Origin of the sequence: Streptomyces sp. R28 (assembly GCF_041052385.1) — a bacterium.
GTDB lineage: Bacteria > Actinomycetota > Actinomycetes > Streptomycetales > Streptomycetaceae > Streptomyces.
Map to the genome: position 1 here is coordinate 2,093,171 of NZ_CP163439.1, position 20,715 is coordinate 2,113,885.

General features: G+C 69.3%; 6 protein-coding genes and 1 pseudogene. 5 read left to right on the forward strand and 2 right to left on the reverse strand.

What is annotated here, in order from left to right; all coding sequences use genetic code 11:
* Window positions 1-1,949: 1,949 nt before the first annotated feature.
* From AB5J49_RS09200 to AB5J49_RS09215, 4 genes and pseudogenes are all read left to right on the forward strand, one after another.
* Window positions 1,950-9,095: pseudogene (locus tag AB5J49_RS09200) on the forward strand (SDR family NAD(P)-dependent oxidoreductase); the annotation flags it as partial.
* Window positions 9,096-10,038: 943 nt separating this feature from the next.
* Entirely contained in the window at window positions 10,039-13,314 is a 3,276-nt protein-coding gene (locus AB5J49_RS09205) for an HAD-IIIC family phosphatase (RefSeq protein ID WP_369168039.1), read from the forward strand.
* Window positions 13,311-15,821 carry a thioester reductase domain-containing protein gene (locus AB5J49_RS09210; RefSeq protein ID WP_369168040.1) on the forward strand — a complete coding sequence of 837 codons (2,511 nt, stop codon included), beginning with the start codon at window positions 13,311-13,313 and terminating at the stop codon, window positions 15,819-15,821. The genes AB5J49_RS09205 and AB5J49_RS09210 overlap by 4 nt, the downstream gene beginning before the upstream one ends.
* The gene (locus AB5J49_RS09215) at window positions 15,818-16,951 is read left to right on the forward strand and encodes an alpha/beta hydrolase (RefSeq protein ID WP_369168041.1); all 1,134 of its coding nucleotides are present in this window, start codon (window positions 15,818-15,820) and stop codon (window positions 16,949-16,951) included. Before AB5J49_RS09210 ends, AB5J49_RS09215 begins: the two co-directional genes overlap by 4 nt.
* A 72-nt stretch (window positions 16,952-17,023) precedes the next feature.
* Here the strand turns inward: AB5J49_RS09215 and AB5J49_RS09220 are convergent, their stop codons facing one another.
* On the reverse strand, window positions 17,024-19,504 hold the full coding sequence (locus tag AB5J49_RS09220) for an alpha-L-arabinofuranosidase C-terminal domain-containing protein (protein WP_369168042.1): 2,481 nt from the start codon (window positions 19,502-19,504) through the stop codon (window positions 17,024-17,026).
* Window positions 19,505-19,639: 135 nt separating this feature from the next.
* Between AB5J49_RS09220 and AB5J49_RS09225 the strand changes: the two genes are divergently transcribed.
* On the forward strand, window positions 19,640-20,092 hold the full coding sequence (locus AB5J49_RS09225; RefSeq protein WP_369168043.1) for a DUF6314 family protein: 453 nt from the start codon (window positions 19,640-19,642) through the stop codon (window positions 20,090-20,092).
* Here the strand turns inward: AB5J49_RS09225 and AB5J49_RS09230 are convergent.
* Window positions 20,074-20,667, reverse strand: a complete 594-nt coding sequence (locus AB5J49_RS09230; RefSeq protein ID WP_369168044.1) for a histidine phosphatase family protein — start codon at window positions 20,665-20,667, stop codon at window positions 20,074-20,076. The two genes, AB5J49_RS09225 and AB5J49_RS09230, sit on opposite strands and share 19 nt — an antisense overlap.
* Between the last annotated feature and the right edge of the window lie 48 nt (window positions 20,668-20,715).

A 20,715-nucleotide genomic window follows, 5' to 3' on the forward strand; every position in this document is an offset into this window, starting at 1 on the left:
GTCACGGTACGGCCTGCCGTCGCTGCCGCCGCCCGCATCGTACAGCGGGACATTCTTCCAGAACCCGTTCCTGAACTCGTCATTCTCCTCTGTCGCAGTTGGCTCTGCGGCAAGGTATTCGAGATCTTCCCTCAAGCACTCCTGGTCGTTTTCTACACGACCGAGCATGTGCGAGCGCACGCGGTTCCCCCCGGTTTCGATTGCGCTTTTTCGGTTGCGAGACGGGCTCACACAGGCGACGCCAAAGCTATGCGGAGACTGGGCGGTCGCACATCAGTCCAGCTCCCCACGATGAAGTCGAGGTAGCCCTGACGACTTACAGCGTCAACACCCAACAGATGCCATCGTTTTCCCCGAAGGCAAGAAACATACAACACCTCACCCTGGAATGCATGAGCCACCGACATCTCCGGTAAGACGCGCCCTGGATTGCCGATGTCAAGAGTCAGTAACCAGCGGAAGGCAATCACAGAGATGCCACCCCAGCCCATGCGGCGTGAGGCTTTCCCCCCATCTCGCTCCCCCATTCGAAGCGAGAGCCTAGGTTGGTTGATCACGACCGTCAACCGCCTTCCGAGGATCGCGCAGCTCGACCCTTCAGCCCGGACCCACCTCGCAACAGCCAATCCCTGCACGGGAAAAAGCGAAGCGGAATTCAACCATCCAGCCATCAGACCTGACCGACCAGGACCTTTGATCGCAACCGGACTCTCACGGACCGCGCTGCCCGCGCTCGTACCGACGGCGCCATGAACCGAGTGACGCCCGGCTCGGTGCACAGGCGGCGAACCGACGGGGTGTACACCGAGACCCGTGATCACCGCGTACCGAGCGCCGCGATCACCGTGCCCCGAATTCCGTGATCACCGTTGAGAACCCGAACCAGGTATGTCAGGTTCGGTTCGGTGCGGTGCGGTTGAAGCCCCGCTGGAACAGGTCCGGCGCCGGCGTGTGCGACGGTAACCACGCCCACGGGCCTCACGTTGCGATGCACCAGGCAGTGCCCCGCCCGCGGTTCCCAGCCGTTCAACGATGGCGAATCCCCGGCTGGACATAAGCGGCATAGACCGGCTCGCCGAAGTGATTCCCGAGTACCGGGACACCGCCTGAGCTGGTCGAATGGAATATTCGACAGCCGCGATGCACCGGGGGGCGGATCATGGTTGACGGCTTGCGGCGGATGACCTAAGCTCCCTTTCCATTCGATCAAGGTTGCGAAACTCTCGGGGGGTGAATCCAACCATGATGGTCGAGGTCAATTCGGGTTGTGTGAGCGTGAATGTGAGTGGTGAACTTCCACTCCGGTTCGCGTTGTTCACTCATCATTCGACTTCTGTCTCCTGATGCCGGCCATTCTCAGTGAGACCGCTCGAGGAGAGCAGCACTCGCTACGCTCAGGAACCCAGGAACCGCTGACGTGCCGCCGTGCCGGCATGCCGTGCCGACCAGTGCAAAGCTCTGACGCTAGCCGCTGGCAGAACACGGAGAGCCACTCCCGGGGACCCGCTGGAAGCGACCGGGCCGCGCGGCGGACACACCAGGTCCATCGGCTCAGCACCCGGCGGTCAAGCCTTTTCCGGGACCACTTTGTGCAACACCACGCAAGTAGCGTGCCAGTTCTTTAGCGGCGCCTTCCAGGATTCAACGCGGAGCGGATTGACATCGGACCTGACGGGGGTCCCGCGTGATTCCTGGCACCCGCTCCGGCGGCCACCGGCGAACCCGGTCCGTCGTATCACCTAACGCTGGCTCATCCGCGACCGCCTTTTCCTGACCGCCGTCGCTCTGAACTGCACGCACTGCCTTCCGGCCCGCACATCGGTTCCTCGCGAACCGCACATTCATGTGCCGGCATTCTGGAATTCCCGTCGCGCAACTCCGGCTGTTTCCACCGGCTATGCCCCCACGGGCCTACCCGCCGGCCTGATGCTCCTTCTGGGACGGACACGATGACCGAATCGACCACGTTCAGCGAGACCTTCACTGTCACCGCCGACAACCCGCTGCTGCACGGGCACGTCGTCTACGGACGCAGCCTCCTGCCCGGAGTCGGTTACGTGGACCTGGTCCTCCAGGTCCTCGCTCGGCATGGCCACCCCATGCAGGACGTGGAGTTGCGCAACCTCACGATCCTTGCTCCGCTCGTCGTCGGGTCCGCGCAAAGCGCCCTTACCACCGTCGAGGGACGCCCGGGGCCGGACGGCGGCTGGCGTGTCGAGGTGCGCAGCCGACGCCCCGAGGACACCGTCGACGTTCTCCACGCCGTCGCGACCGTGCGCCGCCGTGCCGCCGCCACCTTCACCGAACGGCTTCCGCTGCCGGTCGACGGGGCCACCCGGCGTACCACGCTCGATGAGATCTACACCTGGTGCCGCGAGTACGACCTGGTCCACTCCGGCCTGATGAAGATCAGCGGCGCGGTCCACCACCGAGCCGGCGACTGGATCGCCGAAGTGGAACTCGCCCCCGAACACCAGGGAACCAACCCCGCGTTCCTCTTCCACCCGGCCCTGTTCGAGGCAGGCCTCCTCGGCGGTGGTGTCGCCATCGGCATGCTGTACGGCGACGACGACGGCCCCGGCCTCTACCTGCCACTCATGTTCGAGCGGTTCCGCGCCACCGGACCCCTGGGGAGCCGCTGCTACGTCCGCGTCCCCGCCGACTCCGTACGCCGGGACGACGAACTCATACGTCTCAGCGTGGAGTTCTACGACGCCACCGGCGCGAAGGTCGCCGAGGTGGGCCAGTTCGTGGCCAAGCGGGTCCGCGCTGCGGCGTCCCTCGACGTCCGCGGCGACGCCTCCACGCTGCCGACACCGGCTCCCGCTGCGCCTGTGGCGGCCCCTTCGGCTGGGGATGGCCTGGTGGAGGCGGTGCGGGGGCTGGTGGCGTCCCGGTTGGAGGTGGCTGCGGATCAGGTGGATGTGGGGCTCGGTTACTACGAGTTGGGGTTGGCGTCGGCTGACCTGCTGTCGTTGGTCGCGGCGTTGGAGGAGCGGCTGTCGGTGGAGTTGTCGCCGACGGTGATGTTCGAGCATCGGACGATCGCCGAGCTGGCGGCATGGCTGGAGTCGCAAGTGCCCGCGCAGGTCCTGGCGACCACCCCCACGCCTCCCGCCCCATCCGATCGGGAGCCAACTCCCGTCGCCCCTGCCCCTGCCCCTGTCCCTGTCCATGCCCCTGTTCCTGCCCCTGTCCCTGTCCCGGATGCCGCGGCCCTCCCGTCGCCCGACGCCCGGAGCGACGATCCGTACTCCGCCCTGCGCGCTGCCCTCGCCGAAGAGCTGTCCACACTCCTTGGTGTCCCCGTCGCCGAACTCCACGCCGACGCCGAGCTGACCGAGTTCGGGCTGGACGTGGGGGGCCTGGCACACCTGGCCGACCGGCTGAACGCGCGCCTTGGCCTGACCGTCCCGGTCACCGCCTTACAAGAGCACCGCACCTTGCGGACCCTCGCGGAACACCTTGGCCATGAGCACCCCACCCCGGCCGTCCACGACCGACAGCCACCGACAGCGCAGCCCCATCCGCTGCTCCACCGGACCGTCACCGCCACCGGCGACAGCGACAGCGCCGACACCGGCGAAGCCACGACGTACGAGACACGCTTCACCGGCGACGAGCCCTGCCTGCGCGACCACCGCGTGCACGGCGGAAAGGTCCTGCCCGGAGTCGCTCATCTGGAGATGGCCCGGGTGGCGGCCGCGAGGACGCTGGGACAGGGCGACGCCGCCGCCGTCCGGCTCACCGACGTGGTGTGGCTGCGACCCGCCGTCTGCGGTCCCGACGGGCTCGTGCTGCGGGTGCGCGTGCGCACAACCACCGCGGGCGACTGCACGTACGAGATCCACAGCAAGGACGAGCGAGGTGACACCACCCTGTGCAGCCAGGGCCGGGCGACCCTCGCCCAGGACGCCCCGCAGCTCCCGCCCCTTCTTGACGACCTGCGTGCGAGCTGCACCGATGCCGTCCACACCGGCGAGCACATCTACGGGCTCTACGACGGCATGGGGATGGTCTACGGCCCCTCCCAGCAGTCGGTCACCCGGCTGCACGTCGGCACCGACCCCCACGGACGGCCCCAGGTCCTGGCCGAACTGCGCCTGCCGCCTGAGGCCGAGCCTCTCGGCGTCGCTGGTCTGATGCACCCGAGCATCCTCGACGGCGCCCTCCAGGCCACGGTGGGACTGTGGCTGGCGGAAGCGGCCGATGGCCGACAGACCGGCCTCGCGCTGCCCTTCGCCCTCGAACGCGCCGAGGCCGTCGCCGCCACTCCCGCCACCGCGTACGCGTGGATCCGCCACCGGCCCGGTGGCGCCATGGATACCACCGCGGCGAAGCTCGACGTCACCGTCCTCGACGAACAGGGCCGTGTGTGCGTGGAGTTGACCGGCCTGTCCACCCGCCGCCTGCGCGACACCTCTTCCGACGACGCGACCGAGTCGGGGTCTGTGGGTGTGGGTGATATCGCGGTTATTGGTGTGAGTGGCCGTTATCCGGAGGCGGCGGATCTGGATGAGTTCTGGCTGAATCTGCGTGCGGGCCGTGACAGTGTCCGTGAGGTGCCGGCCGGGCGGTGGGACCGGGGCCGGTATGCGGAGGCCGGTGGTGGGGTGTGGGGCGGTTTCCTGGATGACATCGACCGGTTCGATCCGTTGTTCTTCCAGATCTCGCTGCTGGAGGCCGACTATCTGGATCCGCAGGAGCGTTTGTTCCTGCAGTGCGCTCACCACACGCTGGAGGATGCCGGATATACGGCCGGCCGGCTTGCGCGGGACGCGAAGGTGGGCGTGTTCGTCGGTGTGATGTATCAGGAGTACCAGCTCCTGGGCGCGCAGGCGCAGGAGCGGGGCAGGCCCGATGCGTTGTGGGGCAGTGCGTCCACGGTCGCCAACCGGGTGTCGTACTTCTACGACTTCCACGGGCCGAGCATGGCCGTGGACACCATGTGTTCCTCCTCGCTGACCGCTGTTCATCTGGCCTGTGAGGCGATCCGCAGCGGTCAGTGCGACAGTGCGCTCGCCGGGGGTGTCAACCTGACCCCGCATCCCAACAAGTACCTGGTGCTGGGGCAGCGCAAGTTCCTCTCCAGCGACGGCCGGTGCCGCAGTTTCGGCGAGGGCGGCGACGGCTACGTGCCCGGCGAGGGTGTCGGCGCCGTCCTGCTCAAGCCGCTGGAGCGGGCCATCGCCGACGGCGACCAGATCCACGCCGTGATCAAGGGCACGGCCGTCAACCACGGCGGGCGGACCTCCGGTTACTCGGTGCCCACCCCGATCGCGCAGGGCGCGGTCATCGCCGACGCGCTCACCGCCGCCGGTGTCGACCCGCGTGAGCTGAGTTATCTCGAGGCCCACGGCACCGGAACCTCCCTGGGCGACCCGATCGAGATCTCCGGCCTGCAGCAGGCCTTCACCCGTGCCGGCTCCGCGCCGCAGCAGCTCGCGATCGGGTCGGTGAAGTCCAATATCGGGCATCTGGAGTCCGCGGCCGGTATCGCCGCCCTGACCAAGGTGCTCCTGCAGATGCGCCACGGCGAACTCGTCCCGAGCCTGCACTCCGCCACCCTCAACCCCCACATCGACTTCGACCGCACCCCCCTGCACGTCCAGCACACCCTGCAGCCCTGGCAGCGGCCCGTGCTGGAAGGCCGGACCCTGCCCCGCACCGCGGGCATCTCCAGCTTCGGCGGCGGCGGTTCCAACGCCCACATCGTCATCACCGAATACCAGCCCCCGGTCCGCCCCGCAGCCGTGCCGGCCGGCGGCCGCCCGGCTCTGCTGGTGCTCTCCGCCAAAAGCCAGGCCCAGCTCGTCGAGCAGGCCCGCCGCCTGCATATTCGTCTTGGTCAGTTGAGCGACGCCGACCTGCCCGCCATCGCCTGGACCCTGCAGAGCGGACGCATCGCGTTGGAGGAACGCCTCGCCTTCACCGCGGCCACCCTCGCCGAGGCCCGTGAGCGGCTTGCCGCCTTCGCCGCCGACCCGGCAGCGACCGGCGCCTGGCACCGGGGCACCGTCCGCCCCGCCCGGCCCGCCGACACCCCGGCAGTACACGCGGCCCTGCACACCTGGACACAACACGGCACGCACGAGACGCTGCTGGAACTGTGGGCCGACGGCGCCGACGTCGAATGGGAAGACGCCTGGCCGGCCGGTAGCCCGGTGCGTCGTATCAGCCTGCCCGGCTACCCCTTCGCCCGCGAACGCTGCTGGTACGACCTCGACACCCAAGGCGCACCACACCAGCCCACGGGCGGCAACACCCCTGACGTCGTGCTGCTCCGGCCCGAATGGACCGAGCGCGCCATCGCCCCGGCCGTGCCCGACGAGCCGTTCGCCGAACGGCACGTCGTAGTGCTCGGTCGGCTCACCGACGGCGACCGCGACACCCTGCAGGCCGCGCTGCCCGCCAACACCACCTGCACCGTCCTCGCCCTCGCCGACGGCCCCCTGGACCGCCAGTACACCGACGCGGCGCGCAGGCTGTTCACGCTGGTCCGCGAGCTCCTGGAGCGCGGCCCACGTCGGCCTACCCTGCTGCAGGTCGTCTCCGTCGGCACCGCGGACACGGACCTCGGCGAAGCGGCCTGCCTCACCGGTCTGGGCGCGTTGTTGCGCACGGCTCACTTGGAGAATCCCAAGCTGTGCACCCAGTACCTGGAGTGCCTGGACGGCGTCTCGCCCGCCACCGTCGCCGCACGCCTCACAGCCGAGGCCGGCACCGATCCCGAGCCCGAGGTACGCCACCACGAGGGACGCCGCCAGGTCCGCCTCCTGGCCGAAATCACCGGCGCCCGGCCCGCGCCCGCGCCCTGGCGGGAAGACGGCGTTTATCTCATCACCGGAGGCATGGGCGGGCTCGGCCTGCACGTCGCGCGGGACATCGCCGCCTCGGTCGCGCACGCCACGGTGGTCCTCACCGGGCGCTCGCCGCTGACCGACGAGCGGCGCGCGGTGCTGAAGGACCTTCGCACCATCGGCCTGACCGTCCAGTACGAGGCCGTCGACGTCGCCGACCGGGACGCGCTCGGCGCCCTGCTGGCCCGGGTGACCGTGGACCACGGCCCGCTGACCGGCGTACTGCACGCCGCCGGTGTCATCGAGGACAACTTCATCGTCCGCAAGAACACTGAGGAACTCGACCGGGTCCTCGCCCCCAAGGTCGCCGGACTCGTCCACCTCGACGAACTCACCCAGAAGCAGCCGCTGGAGCTGTTCGTCTGCTTCTCCTCGATCGCCGGCGCCTTCGGCAACCCCGGCCAGAGCGACTACGCCGCCGCCAACGCCTTCATGGACACCTACGCCACCCACCGCAACCAACTCGTCGACGCGGGCCTGCGCAACGGCCGCACCGTGTCCGTCAACTGGCCGCTCTGGGACGAAGGCGGCATGGGCACCGAAGGCCCCGTCCGCGAACAACTACGCGCCCAGGGCCTCGCCCCCCTCGACACGCAGCGTGGTCTCACCGCCCTGCACCAAGCCCTCACCAGCACCGACGGCGGCGTCACGGACGGCAGACTGCTCGTAATCGCGGGCAACCGCGAGGCGTTGCTGACCCGGCTGACCGAACACGCCGAAGAAGCCCCACCCCAGACCACGGCGACGCAGACCACGACGGCCCCTATACCGGAAGCCCCCAGGCCCACCACGCCCGCCACGGTTGCCGGTGGCGGCAGCGCACGCTCCGTCGAGGACCGTGCCGTAACCCACCTCAGACGCGTACTCGCCGCCGCCCTCAAACTCGGACCCGAACGCCTGGACCCCGACACACCACTGGAGCGCTACGGCATGGACTCCGTCCTCGCCGTCGCCATGGTCGAGCCACTGGAAGACACCTTCGGCCCCCTCTCCCGCACCCTGCTCTTCGAAGTACAGACCGTACGAGGACTCGCCCACCACCTCGCCGCTGACCACCCGCAGGCACTGCGCACCCTCGTCGGCGAGCCTGCGCCCGAGGCAGCCCGACCCCAGACCGCCGCACCTGAGTCCCCTCGGCCGCAGAGCGCCGCACCCGAGACAGCCCGCCCGAACACCACCGCCCCCGCCCCGGTCCGACACGAGCCGGACCACCGCAGCCAGGACATCGCCATCATCGGCATCGGCGGACGCTACCCGCAGGCCGACGACCTGGACGCCTTCTGGACTGCCCTGCGCGAAGGCCGGGACTGCGTCACCGAAGTCCCCGCCGACCGCTGGAACACCGACGACAGCCCCACCCGATACGGCGCCTTCCTCGACGGCATCGACCGCTTCGACCCACTGCACTTCGGCATCTCACCCCGCCAGGCCGCCGCAATGGACCCCCAGCAACGCCTCTTCCTCGAAACCGTATGGCACCTGCTCGAACAAGGCGGCATCACCCAACAAGTCATCGAACACCACTACAGCCGACGCATCGGCGTCTACGTCGGCGCCGCCTACCAGATGTACCGCGCCGACACCACCCAAGACCCCACCCTCGCAGCACTCACCGCATCCGCCTCCTACAACCTCATCGCCAACCGCGTCTCCCACTACTTCGGCCTCGAAGGCCCCAGCCTCGCCGTCGACAGCATGTGCACCTCCTCCGCCATGGCCATCCACCTCGCCTGCACCGACCTCCAACGCGACGAATGCGAACTCGCCATCGCAGGCGGCGTCAACCTCACCGTGCACCAGGACAAATACATCGCCCTCAACGAGATGCAACTCCTCGGCACCCACCCAGGCGCACGCAGCTACCGCGACGGCGACGGCTACCTCCCCGCCGAAGCAGTCGGCGCCGTCCTGCTCAAACCACTGCACGCCGCCCTCCGCGACGGCGACACCATCCACGCAGTCATCAAAAGCACATCCTCACAACACGCAGGCCGCTCCAACGGCTTCATGACACCCAGCCACCACACCCAAGTCGCCACCATGCGCCGCGCACTCCAACGAGCCGCAACCACACCCGCCGACATCGGCTACGTCGAATCCGCCGCCAACGGCACCGCCTTCTCCGACGAAATCGAACTACGCGCCCTGCGCGAACTGTTCACCGACGTCCACGACACCGTCCACGTCGGCACCGTCAAATCCAACCTCGGCCACCCCGAAGCCGCCTCCGGCATCGCCCAGCTCACCAAAGTCGTCCTCCAACTCCAACACCACCAGATCACACCCCTCACCCACACCGGCACCCCCAACCCCCGCCTCAACCTCGACAACACCCCCTCCACCTCACCGACCAACTCACCGACTGGAAACCACCCACCACCACAGACACCCACCACCCACCCCAGCCCCGCCGCGCCCTCATCAACTGCGTCGCAGCCGGCGCTCCCACGTCAGCCCGTCATCGAAGCACCACCCACCACCACGACACCCACCACCACCCCCCGACCCCGACCCCGACCCCGACCCCGACCCCTCACCCCAGATCGTCCTCCTCACCGCCCGAACCCCCGAACTCCTCCACACAGCCGCCCAACGCCTGCACACCTTCCTCCAAGCCGACCACACAACGCCCCTCGCCGACATCGCCTACACCACCCAGCTCGGCCGCGAACACCTCACCGAACGACTCGCCCTCATCGCCACCGACCGCGCCGAACTGGCCCAGGCGCTCGCCGAACACATAGCCGGCACACCCGCCACCGTGCCCGTCCACCGAGGCAACACCGACGACGACCCGGGCCCCTGGACCTCCGTCCTGTCCGGCCCCCGCAGCAAAACCTTCCTCACCGGCCTCGCCGAAGACCACGCCCTGGAAGAACTCGCCGCCCTCTGGGTACGCGGCGTCCGAGTGCCCTGGCACAGCCTCCACGCCGGGCCGCGCCGCATGGCACCGCTCCCGCCGACAGCGTTCGAACCGGGCAGCTACTGGATCGGCCGAGCCCCCCAGCTACCCGCGGAGGCCCGCGCGGCCGAGACCGCAGCCGACACTGCGGCCAAAACTCCGCCGCCCACCCCGCCCAGCGACCTCGCCGCGCCCACCGACGCCGAACGCACCACGGCACGGGAGCTGAGCCTGCGCGCCCCGCTGACCGGGGATGCCGGCACCCGGACTCAGGTGATGGACCGGATACGGCACCACGTCGCGGAACTGCTGGGCTTCGAGGCGGACCGACTGAACGTCTCCACCCCGCTCAGCAACCTCGGTATGGACTCCATGACGGCCGTGCGTACCCGAGGTCTGGTGGAGGCCGACTTCGGACGGGAAGTGCCGGTGGCGGAGCTGCTCGGCGGGGCGAGTGTCATGGACGTCGTGGACTGGATCCTCGACGGCCGGTCCGGCGCGGAGGCCGGGGAGCTGCTGCTGCCCGGGAGGGGCACGCGCCAGGAAGGCTTCGAGCCGCTCGTCGTGCCGGGCGCCGACGGAACCGTACGATGCCCGGCGACCCGTGACGTCATACGGCTATTGCGCACGGAGCAGTTGGGCACGCCGGGAGTCACCCACAACATCGGCTCCGCCGTGCAGCTCGCCACTGCGGTGAGCCGGGAACGGCTGACCGCGGTGCTGAGCAACCTCGCCGCCCGACACGCGGCCCTGCGGACGGCTATCGTCGCGGACCCCGAGTACGGCCTCCAGCTGGAGGTCGGGCAGAGCCTGCCCGCAACGCTGCTGCGGTGGTCGCCCGTCGACGAGGACACGGACGTGGACCGGCGACTGGGCGAGCTGTTGGAGCCGCCGTTCGACCTTGCCGTGGCGCCGCTGTGGCGGTTCGAACTGCTGGAGTACCCGTCGGGGAAGCAGGTACTGCTCTACGGTGCGCACCACGCGGTGTCCGATCTGTCGTCACTCGCGCTGGTGGCGGCAGAGATCGGCGCGGAACTCACGGGTGAGCACCTGTCGTCCGTTCCCTCCTTGGCCGATATCGACGGTCTGATGCGGGCACAGCCGGCGCGGCAGGAGACGGACGGCCGGGAGGCCTCGGCGACGCAGCCGCGTGAGTGGTTCTCCGGGATCCGCAGGCTGGATCTGACCCTGGCGAAGCCCCGGCCCGCGGCACGCTCGTACCGTGCGGCGACCGAGCTGGTGGAGGTGCCCGCCGGGCTGTCGGAGCGGGTCGGAATCGAGGCGAGACGGCTTGGGATCACCCCGGCCGCCTTCTGGCTGGGGACGCTGACCATGTTCATCGCGCGTCTGCGGGAGCGCAGCCGGTTCGTGCTGGCGGTTCCGGTGGACACCCGGATGCACGCGGAAGCGCTGGACGCGGTCGGGTTCTTCGGTGTTCCGATCCCGTTCCCCGCCGAGGCGGCCCCGGACGAGTCGGTGGCCGAGGTGTTGCGCCGGACCGACGAGCGTCTGGGCATGCATCTCGAGAAGGGCATTTCCTTCTCGGACACCATGTCCACGCTGGTGGCGGAGGGGTTGTACCGCGAGAACGCGCCGTTGGTCGAGGTCTACTTCAACTACCTTCCGCCGCGCGGCCTGAAGCTGCCCGGGCTGGAGATGCTTCCGGCGGGCACCGGCCACTCCGACCTCGATCTGATGATCAGTGTGTCGCCGGATCTGGGTCATATGCGGCTCGACTACAACCTGGACATCCTCGACAGCTCCAGCTGCGCCGGGTTCGGCCGGGACTTCCTCGATCTGATCGCCGAGGTGACCGGCCCGGCCGGCACGGGCACGGTGGGCGCTCTTCGGGTACGTCGGACGGCGGGGGCGGTGCTGCCGTCGTCGACGGAGACCGGGACGGCGGTGCCCGCTCCAGAACCGCCGGCCGTACCCGCGTCGCGCGCGTCGGCACGCCCTTCGGTCGCTCTGGCGGCCACCTTCGCTCTGGGTGACCTCTCCACGCTGCTCGGTCTGGCGCTTGAGGGCAGCGGACTCACCGTCGCCGAAGGTCCGTATCACCAGGTTCTGGCCGCCCTGCACGACCCGTCCGGGGTTCTCTCCGATCCGTCGGCCGCAGCAGCCGTTGTCCTGCTGCGCGCCGCCGACCTGGGGCGTTTCGGCGACGTCAGCGACGAGTTGCTGGCCGAACTGGGCGAGGAGTACCCGGCGGCCCTGCGCTCGTTGGCCGAACGCACGGGGCGGCCGGTGATCGTCGGCTTTCTTCCCGCCCACCCGGCCGAGGACAGGCTCCGGGGCTGGGAGGAGCAGGTGAGGTCCCGGCTCCGGGACCAGGCCGGCATCGCGGTACTGGGGCCGGAGACCTTCAGCGGCGATGATTTCGCCGACCCGTTCGACGCCGAGACGGACGCGCTGGCGCACCTGCCGTTCCGGACGGAGTTCCAGGCCGCGCTGGCGCTCGCCCTCGCAGAACGGGTGCAGGCCTCCCTCCGTACCCCGCCCAAGGTGATCGCGGTGGACGGTGACGAGACTCTCTGGGAGGGCATCGCGGGAGAGGACGGGCCGGAGCACGTCGGGCTCACGGGGGGTCGTGCCCAGCTCGCCCGCCGACTGCTGCAGTGGCGAGCCGCGGGTGTTCTGCTGGTGCTGGTCTCCAACAACGACGAGGCCACCGTACGTGCCGTACTCGACCGGCCCGACAGTCCGCTGCGCGCTGAGCACTTCAGTGTGATCGCCGCCGGGTGGACACCGAAGCCCGTGCGTCTCAAGGCGGTCGCGGAGGAACTCGGGCTGGGCCTGGACACGTTCATGTTCCTCGACGACAACCCGGCTGAGATCGCCGGGATGAGGGCGGCTCTGCCCGAGGTGCTCTGCGTGACCTGCCCGCCCGGAGACGGCCTGCCGGACTTCCTGAGCAGGCTCTGGCCGGTCGCCCCGCGCGCGGCGACACAGGAGGACGCCGCGCGGGCGGACTTCTACCGGCAGGACAAGGTGCGCGAGGAAGCACGTTCGCGGACCAGCTTCGCCGACTTCCTGGAGCGGCTGAACCTGGAAATGGACTTTCAGCCTCTTTGCGCCGACACGATGGAACGTTCCGTCCAACTGGCCCGGCGCACCAGCCAGTTCAATCTCCGCCCCTCGACGGTGAGCGAGGCGGAGCTGACCCGCCGGCAACAGGACGGCGAGGTGTGGACCGTACGGGCGCGGGACCGGTTCGGCGACTACGGGCAGATCGCCGTCGTCGTGATCCGCCCCGACGGCGAGACGCTCGAGGTACTGGGCTGGATGATGAGCTGCCGGGTGCTCGGCCGCGGTGCCGAGGAACAGGTTCTCGGCTGGCTGGCGGACCGGGCCGAAGCCTTGGGCTGCCCGGCCGTGCGCCTGATCGCCGAGCGCACCCCCCGCAATGTTCCCGTACGGCGGCTGGTGGCCGCCCTGGCCGACGGGGACCCGGAGGCACCGCGCCTGGAGGCGCTGGTCCCCGCGGACCGGCTCCGGGACTTCCGCTCGTGGGACACCACAACAGACGAAACCGTGGAGGCAACCGCATGAAACCCAGCCCCGACCCGGGTGGCGACGTACCGGCCCGCAATCACGAGGTGGACCGGCAGTACGAGGGAGAACTGATCGAGAGCGGTCCGCGCGGGGCCGCCGCCATCGCCGGTCTGCTGGCCCGTTTTCAGCAGCCGGCTCCGCAACCGCAGTCGCTGGACGGCGCGAACGACCCGCAGGGCCCGGGCAACGGCGCACCGGCCTGGGGTCTCGAACAGCTCGCCAAGGCGATCGTCTCGAAGGCGGCCGCGTTGCTGGGTGGCAAGGAGATCGACGCCGAGACCGATCTCTTCGACGCCGGTGCCACCTCGGTGGACGCCGTTCGGCTCGTCGCCGTGCTCGATCGTGACCTCAACATCAGACTCAGCCTGGACGACGTCTTCGCCGACGCCCGGCCCCGGCGGCTCGCTCAACGGTGGCTGGGCAGTCCGGCGCGACGCACACTGCCCGAGGGGCCGGTGACCACCGGAGCCCCTGAGCTTCCGGCGGCCTCCGCACCGTCCGCCACCACGACGGCAGCACCGGGCACCGACCTCGCGCCGACCGCCCCGGTCGCCCCAGTCGCGCCAGTCGCGCCAGTCGCCCCGGTCGCCCCGGTCGCCCCGGACGAGACGCTCCCCGCGCTGGACGACCATGCCGAGGACCTCGCCCTCATCATGGCCGACCTCGCACGTGCGGACCAGCTTCCCTGGTGCGGTGACCCGGAACCGGTCCCGCCCCGCCGTGTCCTGCTGACCGGTGCCACCGGCTTCCTGGGTGGGCACATGCTGTTCGACCTGCTGCGGCACAGCGACGCACATGTCGTCTGCCTGGTGCGCGGGGACAGCGTGCAGGAAGCGGAACAGCGCCTCGCCAAGGGTCTCGCCGGTTTCTCCCTCCCTTGGTCGGCCGAGGTCCGACGCCGGGTCACGGTCCTTCCCGGCGACCTGCGCCAACCCCGGCTCGGCCTGACGGACGAACAGTGGGAGCTGCAGGCCAACGAACTCGACTCGGTGGTCAGCGTGGCGGCGGCCGTGGACTTCCTGCGCGGCTACCCGTCGCTGCGCCGGACCAATGTCCTCGGCGTACTGTCCCTCGCCGAACTCGCGATGACCGGACGGCCCAAACCGCTGCACCACATTTCGTCGATCGCCGTGTTCAACGAGATCGGCATCGCTTCCATGGGCGAGGACGATCCTGTGGCCCATGTGGACCGGCTGACGGCGGGCTACGACAAGTCGAAGTGGGCGGCCGAGGCAGCGCTCAGGCGGGCCCGCGACCGTGGCCTGAAGGCCACGTTCCTGCGCCCTGGCGGCATCGTCGGCCACACCCGCACCGGTGCCTACAACCCGCACGACATCAACACGGGCCTCTTTTCCGCCATCTCCCGTTACCGCGTCGCACCCAAGATCAACTATTCGAACTCCGCCCCGGTGGACTGGGTGAGCCGCATCGCGACCGCCGTGATCTGCGAGCCGAGCGGCTGGGGCCAGAACTACCACCTCACGGGACGGCCGGACACCCTCACCGAGATGGTCCGCGATCAGGAACTCGGTGGGCTGAACGTTCGGGTGATGCCGTGGGATGTCTGGCTCAAGGACTTTCTGGAACGCTGTGAGACCGACAAGATCCCCGAACTGGAGTTCATGGCGCGAGTGCTGCGCAACCCCGCCGGCCAGAAGATCGTCGAGGCGAGCGTCACCGCCCCCATGGCGACCGGGGATCGTACCGAGGCGTGCGTCGCCCGGCACAAACTGCCGCCACCTGTCCGCTACGACGCGCCGGCCCGGCTGAAGAGCTACGAGCGCATGGCCCGTGACGGCCTGGTGATCCTGCCCAGCCGTGACGACCCACCGCATCTGTGGTTCCGGGAGACGATGCGCGGCAAGGTGGGTCCGGTCGACGCCAAGCCCACCACCCACTGCGCCTTCGCGCTGACTCTGTCGATCGCCAGCATGTACCAACTCGTGCAGCACCGCACCATCGACGTACGCGGCAAGGTCTCCTGTCCCCTGCTGCACGCGGATCCGCTGACCGTGGACGACGGCGAGATCTGGGTCCGTCCCCACGAGGGAGTGCCGCACCGCCACGGCCTGGACCACCCCCTGCTGCGTTACCGCCTGGCCCTGCGCGACTCCGACGGAAACGGCTGGTGGTTGGAGGGCTGGAAGACGGCCCGGGCCCGCTTCGACTACATGCAGCAGGCGCGCACTCTCACCATCCGCGCCGGCCGCGAGGGCGAACCGGCGAGCCTGGCCGGAACGATGAAGGTTCCCAAGAAGTCCTACAAGCGGGAGCAGATAGACGGCATCCGGGTCAATCCCGAGCTGTCGATGCGGGAGCAGCGGATCGCCAAGCTCACCTGGCTGGCCTGGTTCAGTGCCCAGCTGGGCCAGGGTCTCCTGGAGCCCACTCTGCGCGCCGGCGCCGAACTGCTCGATCTGCGTCCGGACGCCGTCGACCGCGACAAGGACAGGTACCAGGCCAAGCTCAAGAAGTGGGAAAAGGACAGGAAACAGCTTCGATGACACCACGACCGCTCTACGCCCCGCTGGACCGCGTCACCGTTGAGGAGATCCCGTTCCACGCATCCGACGGCACGGAACTCGGCCTGTGCCGGCTGAGCGCCAACTCCCCCGCCGGTCAGTACGGCAACGACCGTCCCGTGGTCCTGCTCCTGCACGGTCTGACGGCTTCGGCTGACATGTTCGTCCTGCCCGAGACCCGCAATCTCGTGGACGTCCTGCTCGACGCGGGCTACGAACCGTGGCTGCTGGACTGGCGGGGCAGTTGCCGCCTGCCGTACAACGAGGGCCGCGTCCGCTACACCTTCGACGACGTGGCGCTCTACGACATCCCGGATGCGGTGTCGTACATCCGCGGCCGGATCGGCGGGCGCCAACTGTTCGTGGTCGCCCACTGCCTCGGAGCACTGTCGCTGTCCTTGAGCATGACGGGCGGCCTGGTGCCGGGCCTCGCCGGAGTGGTGGCCCAGGGGGTGTTCATGACGCCGAAGTACTCCGGGAGGTCCCGCGTGCTCGGCCACCTCGGCGGGGAGTGGGGCCGCTCCCGCTGGACCCATCTCCCGGTCGACTTCACCAAGGTGGGCTTCCGCTCGCGCTACACGCCGATGTTCGCGCTGGCTTCCCTCTCGGCGGGCGAGTGCGACGACCCCACCTGCCATATCCTGCACAACTCCGCTTGGGGTACCGGCGCGTCACTCTACGTCCACGAGAACCTGCACGAGAGAACCCACAGTCGGCTCGCCGAACTGTTCGGTTCCGCGCCCACCTGGATAGGGCCGCACCTGCGGCGCATGGAACTGGCCCACACGGCGATGCCCTGGAACACGGGCGACCAGGGCTACGGCCGGCTGCCGGAGAACGCCCTGGACAGCGCCGACCGCATCGACTGCCCCGTCCTGCTGCTCGCCGGCAGCGACAACAAGACCTTCCAGGATTCGAACGAGCTCTGCTACGACGTCCTGTCCAGCCGCTACCCGGACCTCGACGTTCGTTACGTCGAGATTCCGGGCTACGGCCACGTCGACCCCTTCATCGGCCGCGGTGCCGCCTTCGACGTGTTCGGGCACATCGTCGACTTCCTCGACGAAAGATGTCTGCAGGGGGGTGTGAGCCCAGCGAGTTCCGCGTCCTGAGCCGGTGTCCCCGGGCACGTGCCGGGGGATCACGGTGGGCGCTGCCCGCGGGCAGCGGCCCACCGGCTGCCGTTACCGCTGCTTGATCCGCAGGAAGGTGACGGAGTTCGCCGGGAAGGTGTACGTGAACTTGTCGGTCACGCCCCGGAGGGTGGAGCTCACCGGGGTCACCGGCGTGTCCGTCTCGGTGTTCACCGCGTCCTGGTCGGCGGCCAGCGTGGTCACGCGGGCCGTGGAGTCGACCTTCGCGCCGCCGAGGTCGATGGCCGTGCGGGCCTCGGCCGACTGGGCGTTGACGACCTTGACGATCAGGTCACCGGTCTTCGCGTCCTTGGTGACGACCTGGCGGAACGGCTCGGCCGGCTTGTCGTCGCTGAAGCTCCCCCACTCCTTGCCGTCGAGGAAGAGAGTCACCTGACGGCCGCGCACCTTGATGTCGATGTCGTAGGCGCGGCCCGTCTCGATCGACCCGGGCTTCGTCATCAGGGTGCCCTTGCCGCCGTCCACGGCCTGCTCGATCGCGGACTGGGTGTTGTTCCAGCCGCCCAGGTTCCACCAGTAGTAGTTGCCGGTGTCCTTGACACCGAAGGCGACGAGGAAGCCCTCCTTGCCGGACTTCTTGGTGGCCTTCACATGGAGGTCGTAGTCCTTCCAGGCCGGGTCGCCCGCCGTGACCAGGGTGTTCTCGGCGGCCGCGTCGGTCTGGACGTACTGCCCGTCCTGGATGCTCCAGCTGCCCGCGCCGCTGTGCGTCCACTTCGAGGCGTCACCGGAGAAGTCGTCGCCGAGCAGCGTCGAACCGTCCGCCGAGGTGACCTTCACGTCGTCGTAGGCGGCGCTGGTCGCCCACGTGGACAGGCCGACGGCGCCGGTGATGGGGCCGCTGACGTTCGGCGTGGTGGTGGCCTTCGAGGGGACCACGCGGTCGCCGACGTTGGTCATGAACAGCTTCTGGACCTCGTAGTTGGCGGAGTTCCAGGAGGCCCGGTTGTTGAACCAGATCATGTCCGGCCGCCATTGGACGTAGTCCTCGTTGGCGAGCAGCGGGGCGTACGAGGCGAGCTTGACGACGTCCGCGTTGCGCTCCAGGCCGGTCATGAACGCGGCTTCGGAGAGACCGTTCTTCCAGGCGTTGCCCTGGGAGGCGTACTCGCCGAGGAAGACCTTGGGGCCGCCGCGGTCGTAGGAGTCGTAGCGGTCGTTGTTCTGGAGGAACCAGTTCGGGCTGTTGTAGTAGTGCTCGTCGACCATGTCGACCTCGGCCTCGCGGTTGAGCTGCCAGGCGGTGTCGAAGGTCGTGCCGGCGTCGTCCGGACCCGAGTTGGAGATGACGGTGATGTCCGGGTACTTGGCCTCGATGGCGGTCCGGAACTGCTGGAAGCGGACGAAGAACTCCTTCGGGAGGTTCTCCTCGTTGCCGACCTCGATGTGGGTCAGATGGAAGGGCTTGGGGTGGCCCATCTGCGCGCGGACCTTGCCCCACGTGGAGGTCGCCGGGCCATTGGCGAACTCGATGAGGTCGAGGGTGTCCTGGATGTGCCGCCCCAGCAGCGCGTCGTTGTCGGTGGCCTTGTTCTGGCCGCAGCCGGTGACCAGGGCGGGGACGACGGGCAGCGGCATGGCGCCGATGTCCTCGGAGAGGCGGAAGTACTCGTAGTAGCCGAGGCCGTAACTCTGGTTGTAGCCCCAGAAGTTGGCGTTGGTGGCGCGCTCCTCGACCGGACCGACGGTGTCCTTCCACTGGTAGCTGCGTTTGCGCTGCCAGTTCGAGGCCTCGCTGTAGTCCTCCATGGAGCCGGTGTTGACCAGGCAGCCACCGGGGAAGCGCACGAAGCCCGGCTTCAGGGCGGCTATCTTCTCGGCGAGGTCCTTGCGCAGGCCGTTCGGCTCGTTCTTGTAGGTGTCGCGCGGGAACAGCGACACCTCGTCGAGCGCGGCGGCGGCGGCCGAGGTCACGGCGAGTCGGCCGCGGTTGCTGGTGCGGGTCGCGGTGAAGGTGGCCTTGTACTTGGCCCAGCCGCCCCGCACGGCGACCTGGCGGGCGGTGGCCAGCGTGCCGGCGGCGTCCTTCAGTGAGACGGTGAGCGTGGTGCCGCTCTCGGCGCGGGCCCACACGGAGAAGTCGTACTTCTTGCCCTGCTCGACCCGGATACCGGTGTTGTACCCGGCGTTCGTGACGGACGAACCGGCGCCCAGGGAGAGGTAGTTGCGGTTGCGCTCATTGAGCCGGCCTGCGTCGTTGACGACCTGGGCCGTGCCGCCGACCGTCCAGGAGGTCAGGGGCGTGTAGGAGCCGTTGTCGGCGGTGGAGTACTCGAAGGACCGGTTCTGCACGAGCTCGGCGTACAGACCGCCGTCCGCGGCCCGGTTGATGTCCTCGAAGAAGACCCCGTACATCGTGTCGTCGATCTTCGCGCCCTTGGTGGCGGGGTCGACGGTGATCGCGTAGTCGGTGACGTCCTCGGCGTGGGCGGGCGCCGGGACGAGACCGGCGGCCACCAGGAAGGCGGTCGCCGTCAGACCCAGTCTCCAACGGGTGCGCGTGCGTGGCATGGATACTCCGCGGCTCGATGTTCGAAATATCAGACGTTGATCAACACTTCGAACGGCAAGATAGGGAGGGGACGCAAGAGCGTCAACGGGTCGGACGAAATCGAAAGTGTCGAAAGCGCCGGAAGAGAGGGACGGATGGGCGAGTTCTGGCCAGTACCGGATGTACTGACGTATCTGGCCGGGAGTTGGCGGGCCGAGCGGTCCGTACGGGACCTCGCGAGCGGGGCGGCCGGGGCGGACGGGGAGTTCTCCGGCACTACGGCTTTCGGCCCACTAGAGGGCGGCGGGCTGCTGCACCAGGAGTCCGGCACGTTCGTCTGGCAGGGCGTGCCCCGACCCGCCGAGCGGACGCTGCGTTTCCTGCCGGGCGCCGCGCGCGGCACGGCGGACGTACGGTTCGCCGACGGGCGCCCCTTCCACGACCTGGACCTGACGTCCGGCCGGCACATCGCCGATCACCCGTGCTCGGCGGACCTCTACCGGGGCGAGTTCACCGTCCTCGACGAGGACCACTGGCGGACGGTGTGGCGGGTGCGCGGCCCCGCCAAGAACCTCGTCCTCACCACCGACTACGCCCGCGAGGGCTGAGCCGGCGCCCCGTCGAAGCGGAGGTACCAGCGGCCCGCGCGGCCGGTCACGGTGGTCGTCGACAGAGGGCGTACGTCGATGTTCCAGTACGTCGCGGGCGGCGCCTTCAGCGCGTATACCAGGGCGGCGCGGATCACTGACGGTTCGGCCACGGCGACGACACGGCCGCCGTCCTCCACGGGCCGGGTGTCCAGCCAGCTGCCGACGCGGCCGATGAACGCGAGCAGCGACTCGCCGCCGTGCGGTGTGCCGCGCGGGTCGGCCAGCCAGGCGTCCACCGCCTCCGGCTCCCGGGCCATCGCCTCGCCGAGCGTGAGCCCGCGCCAGCGGCCCATGTCACAGTCGCGCAGGGCGAGTTGCACCAGCGGGGCATAGCCGAGGGCGTCGCCGGTGGCGCGGCTGCGCGGGGTCGGCGAGCAGTAGCGCAGCTCGGCCGCCGCCAGCGGCAGCAGATCGCGCGCGACGCGCTGCACCTCGTCCCAGCCGGCCTGGTCCAGCGGCCGGTCGTCCTCGAAGCGCTCCGCGAGCAGCGGGGAGCTGCGCGCGGCGGCGACGAACGTGACCCGAAGCGACATGCGGCGATGGTGTGTCGCGAAAGTGCGCAGGTCAAGAGGCATTGTGCA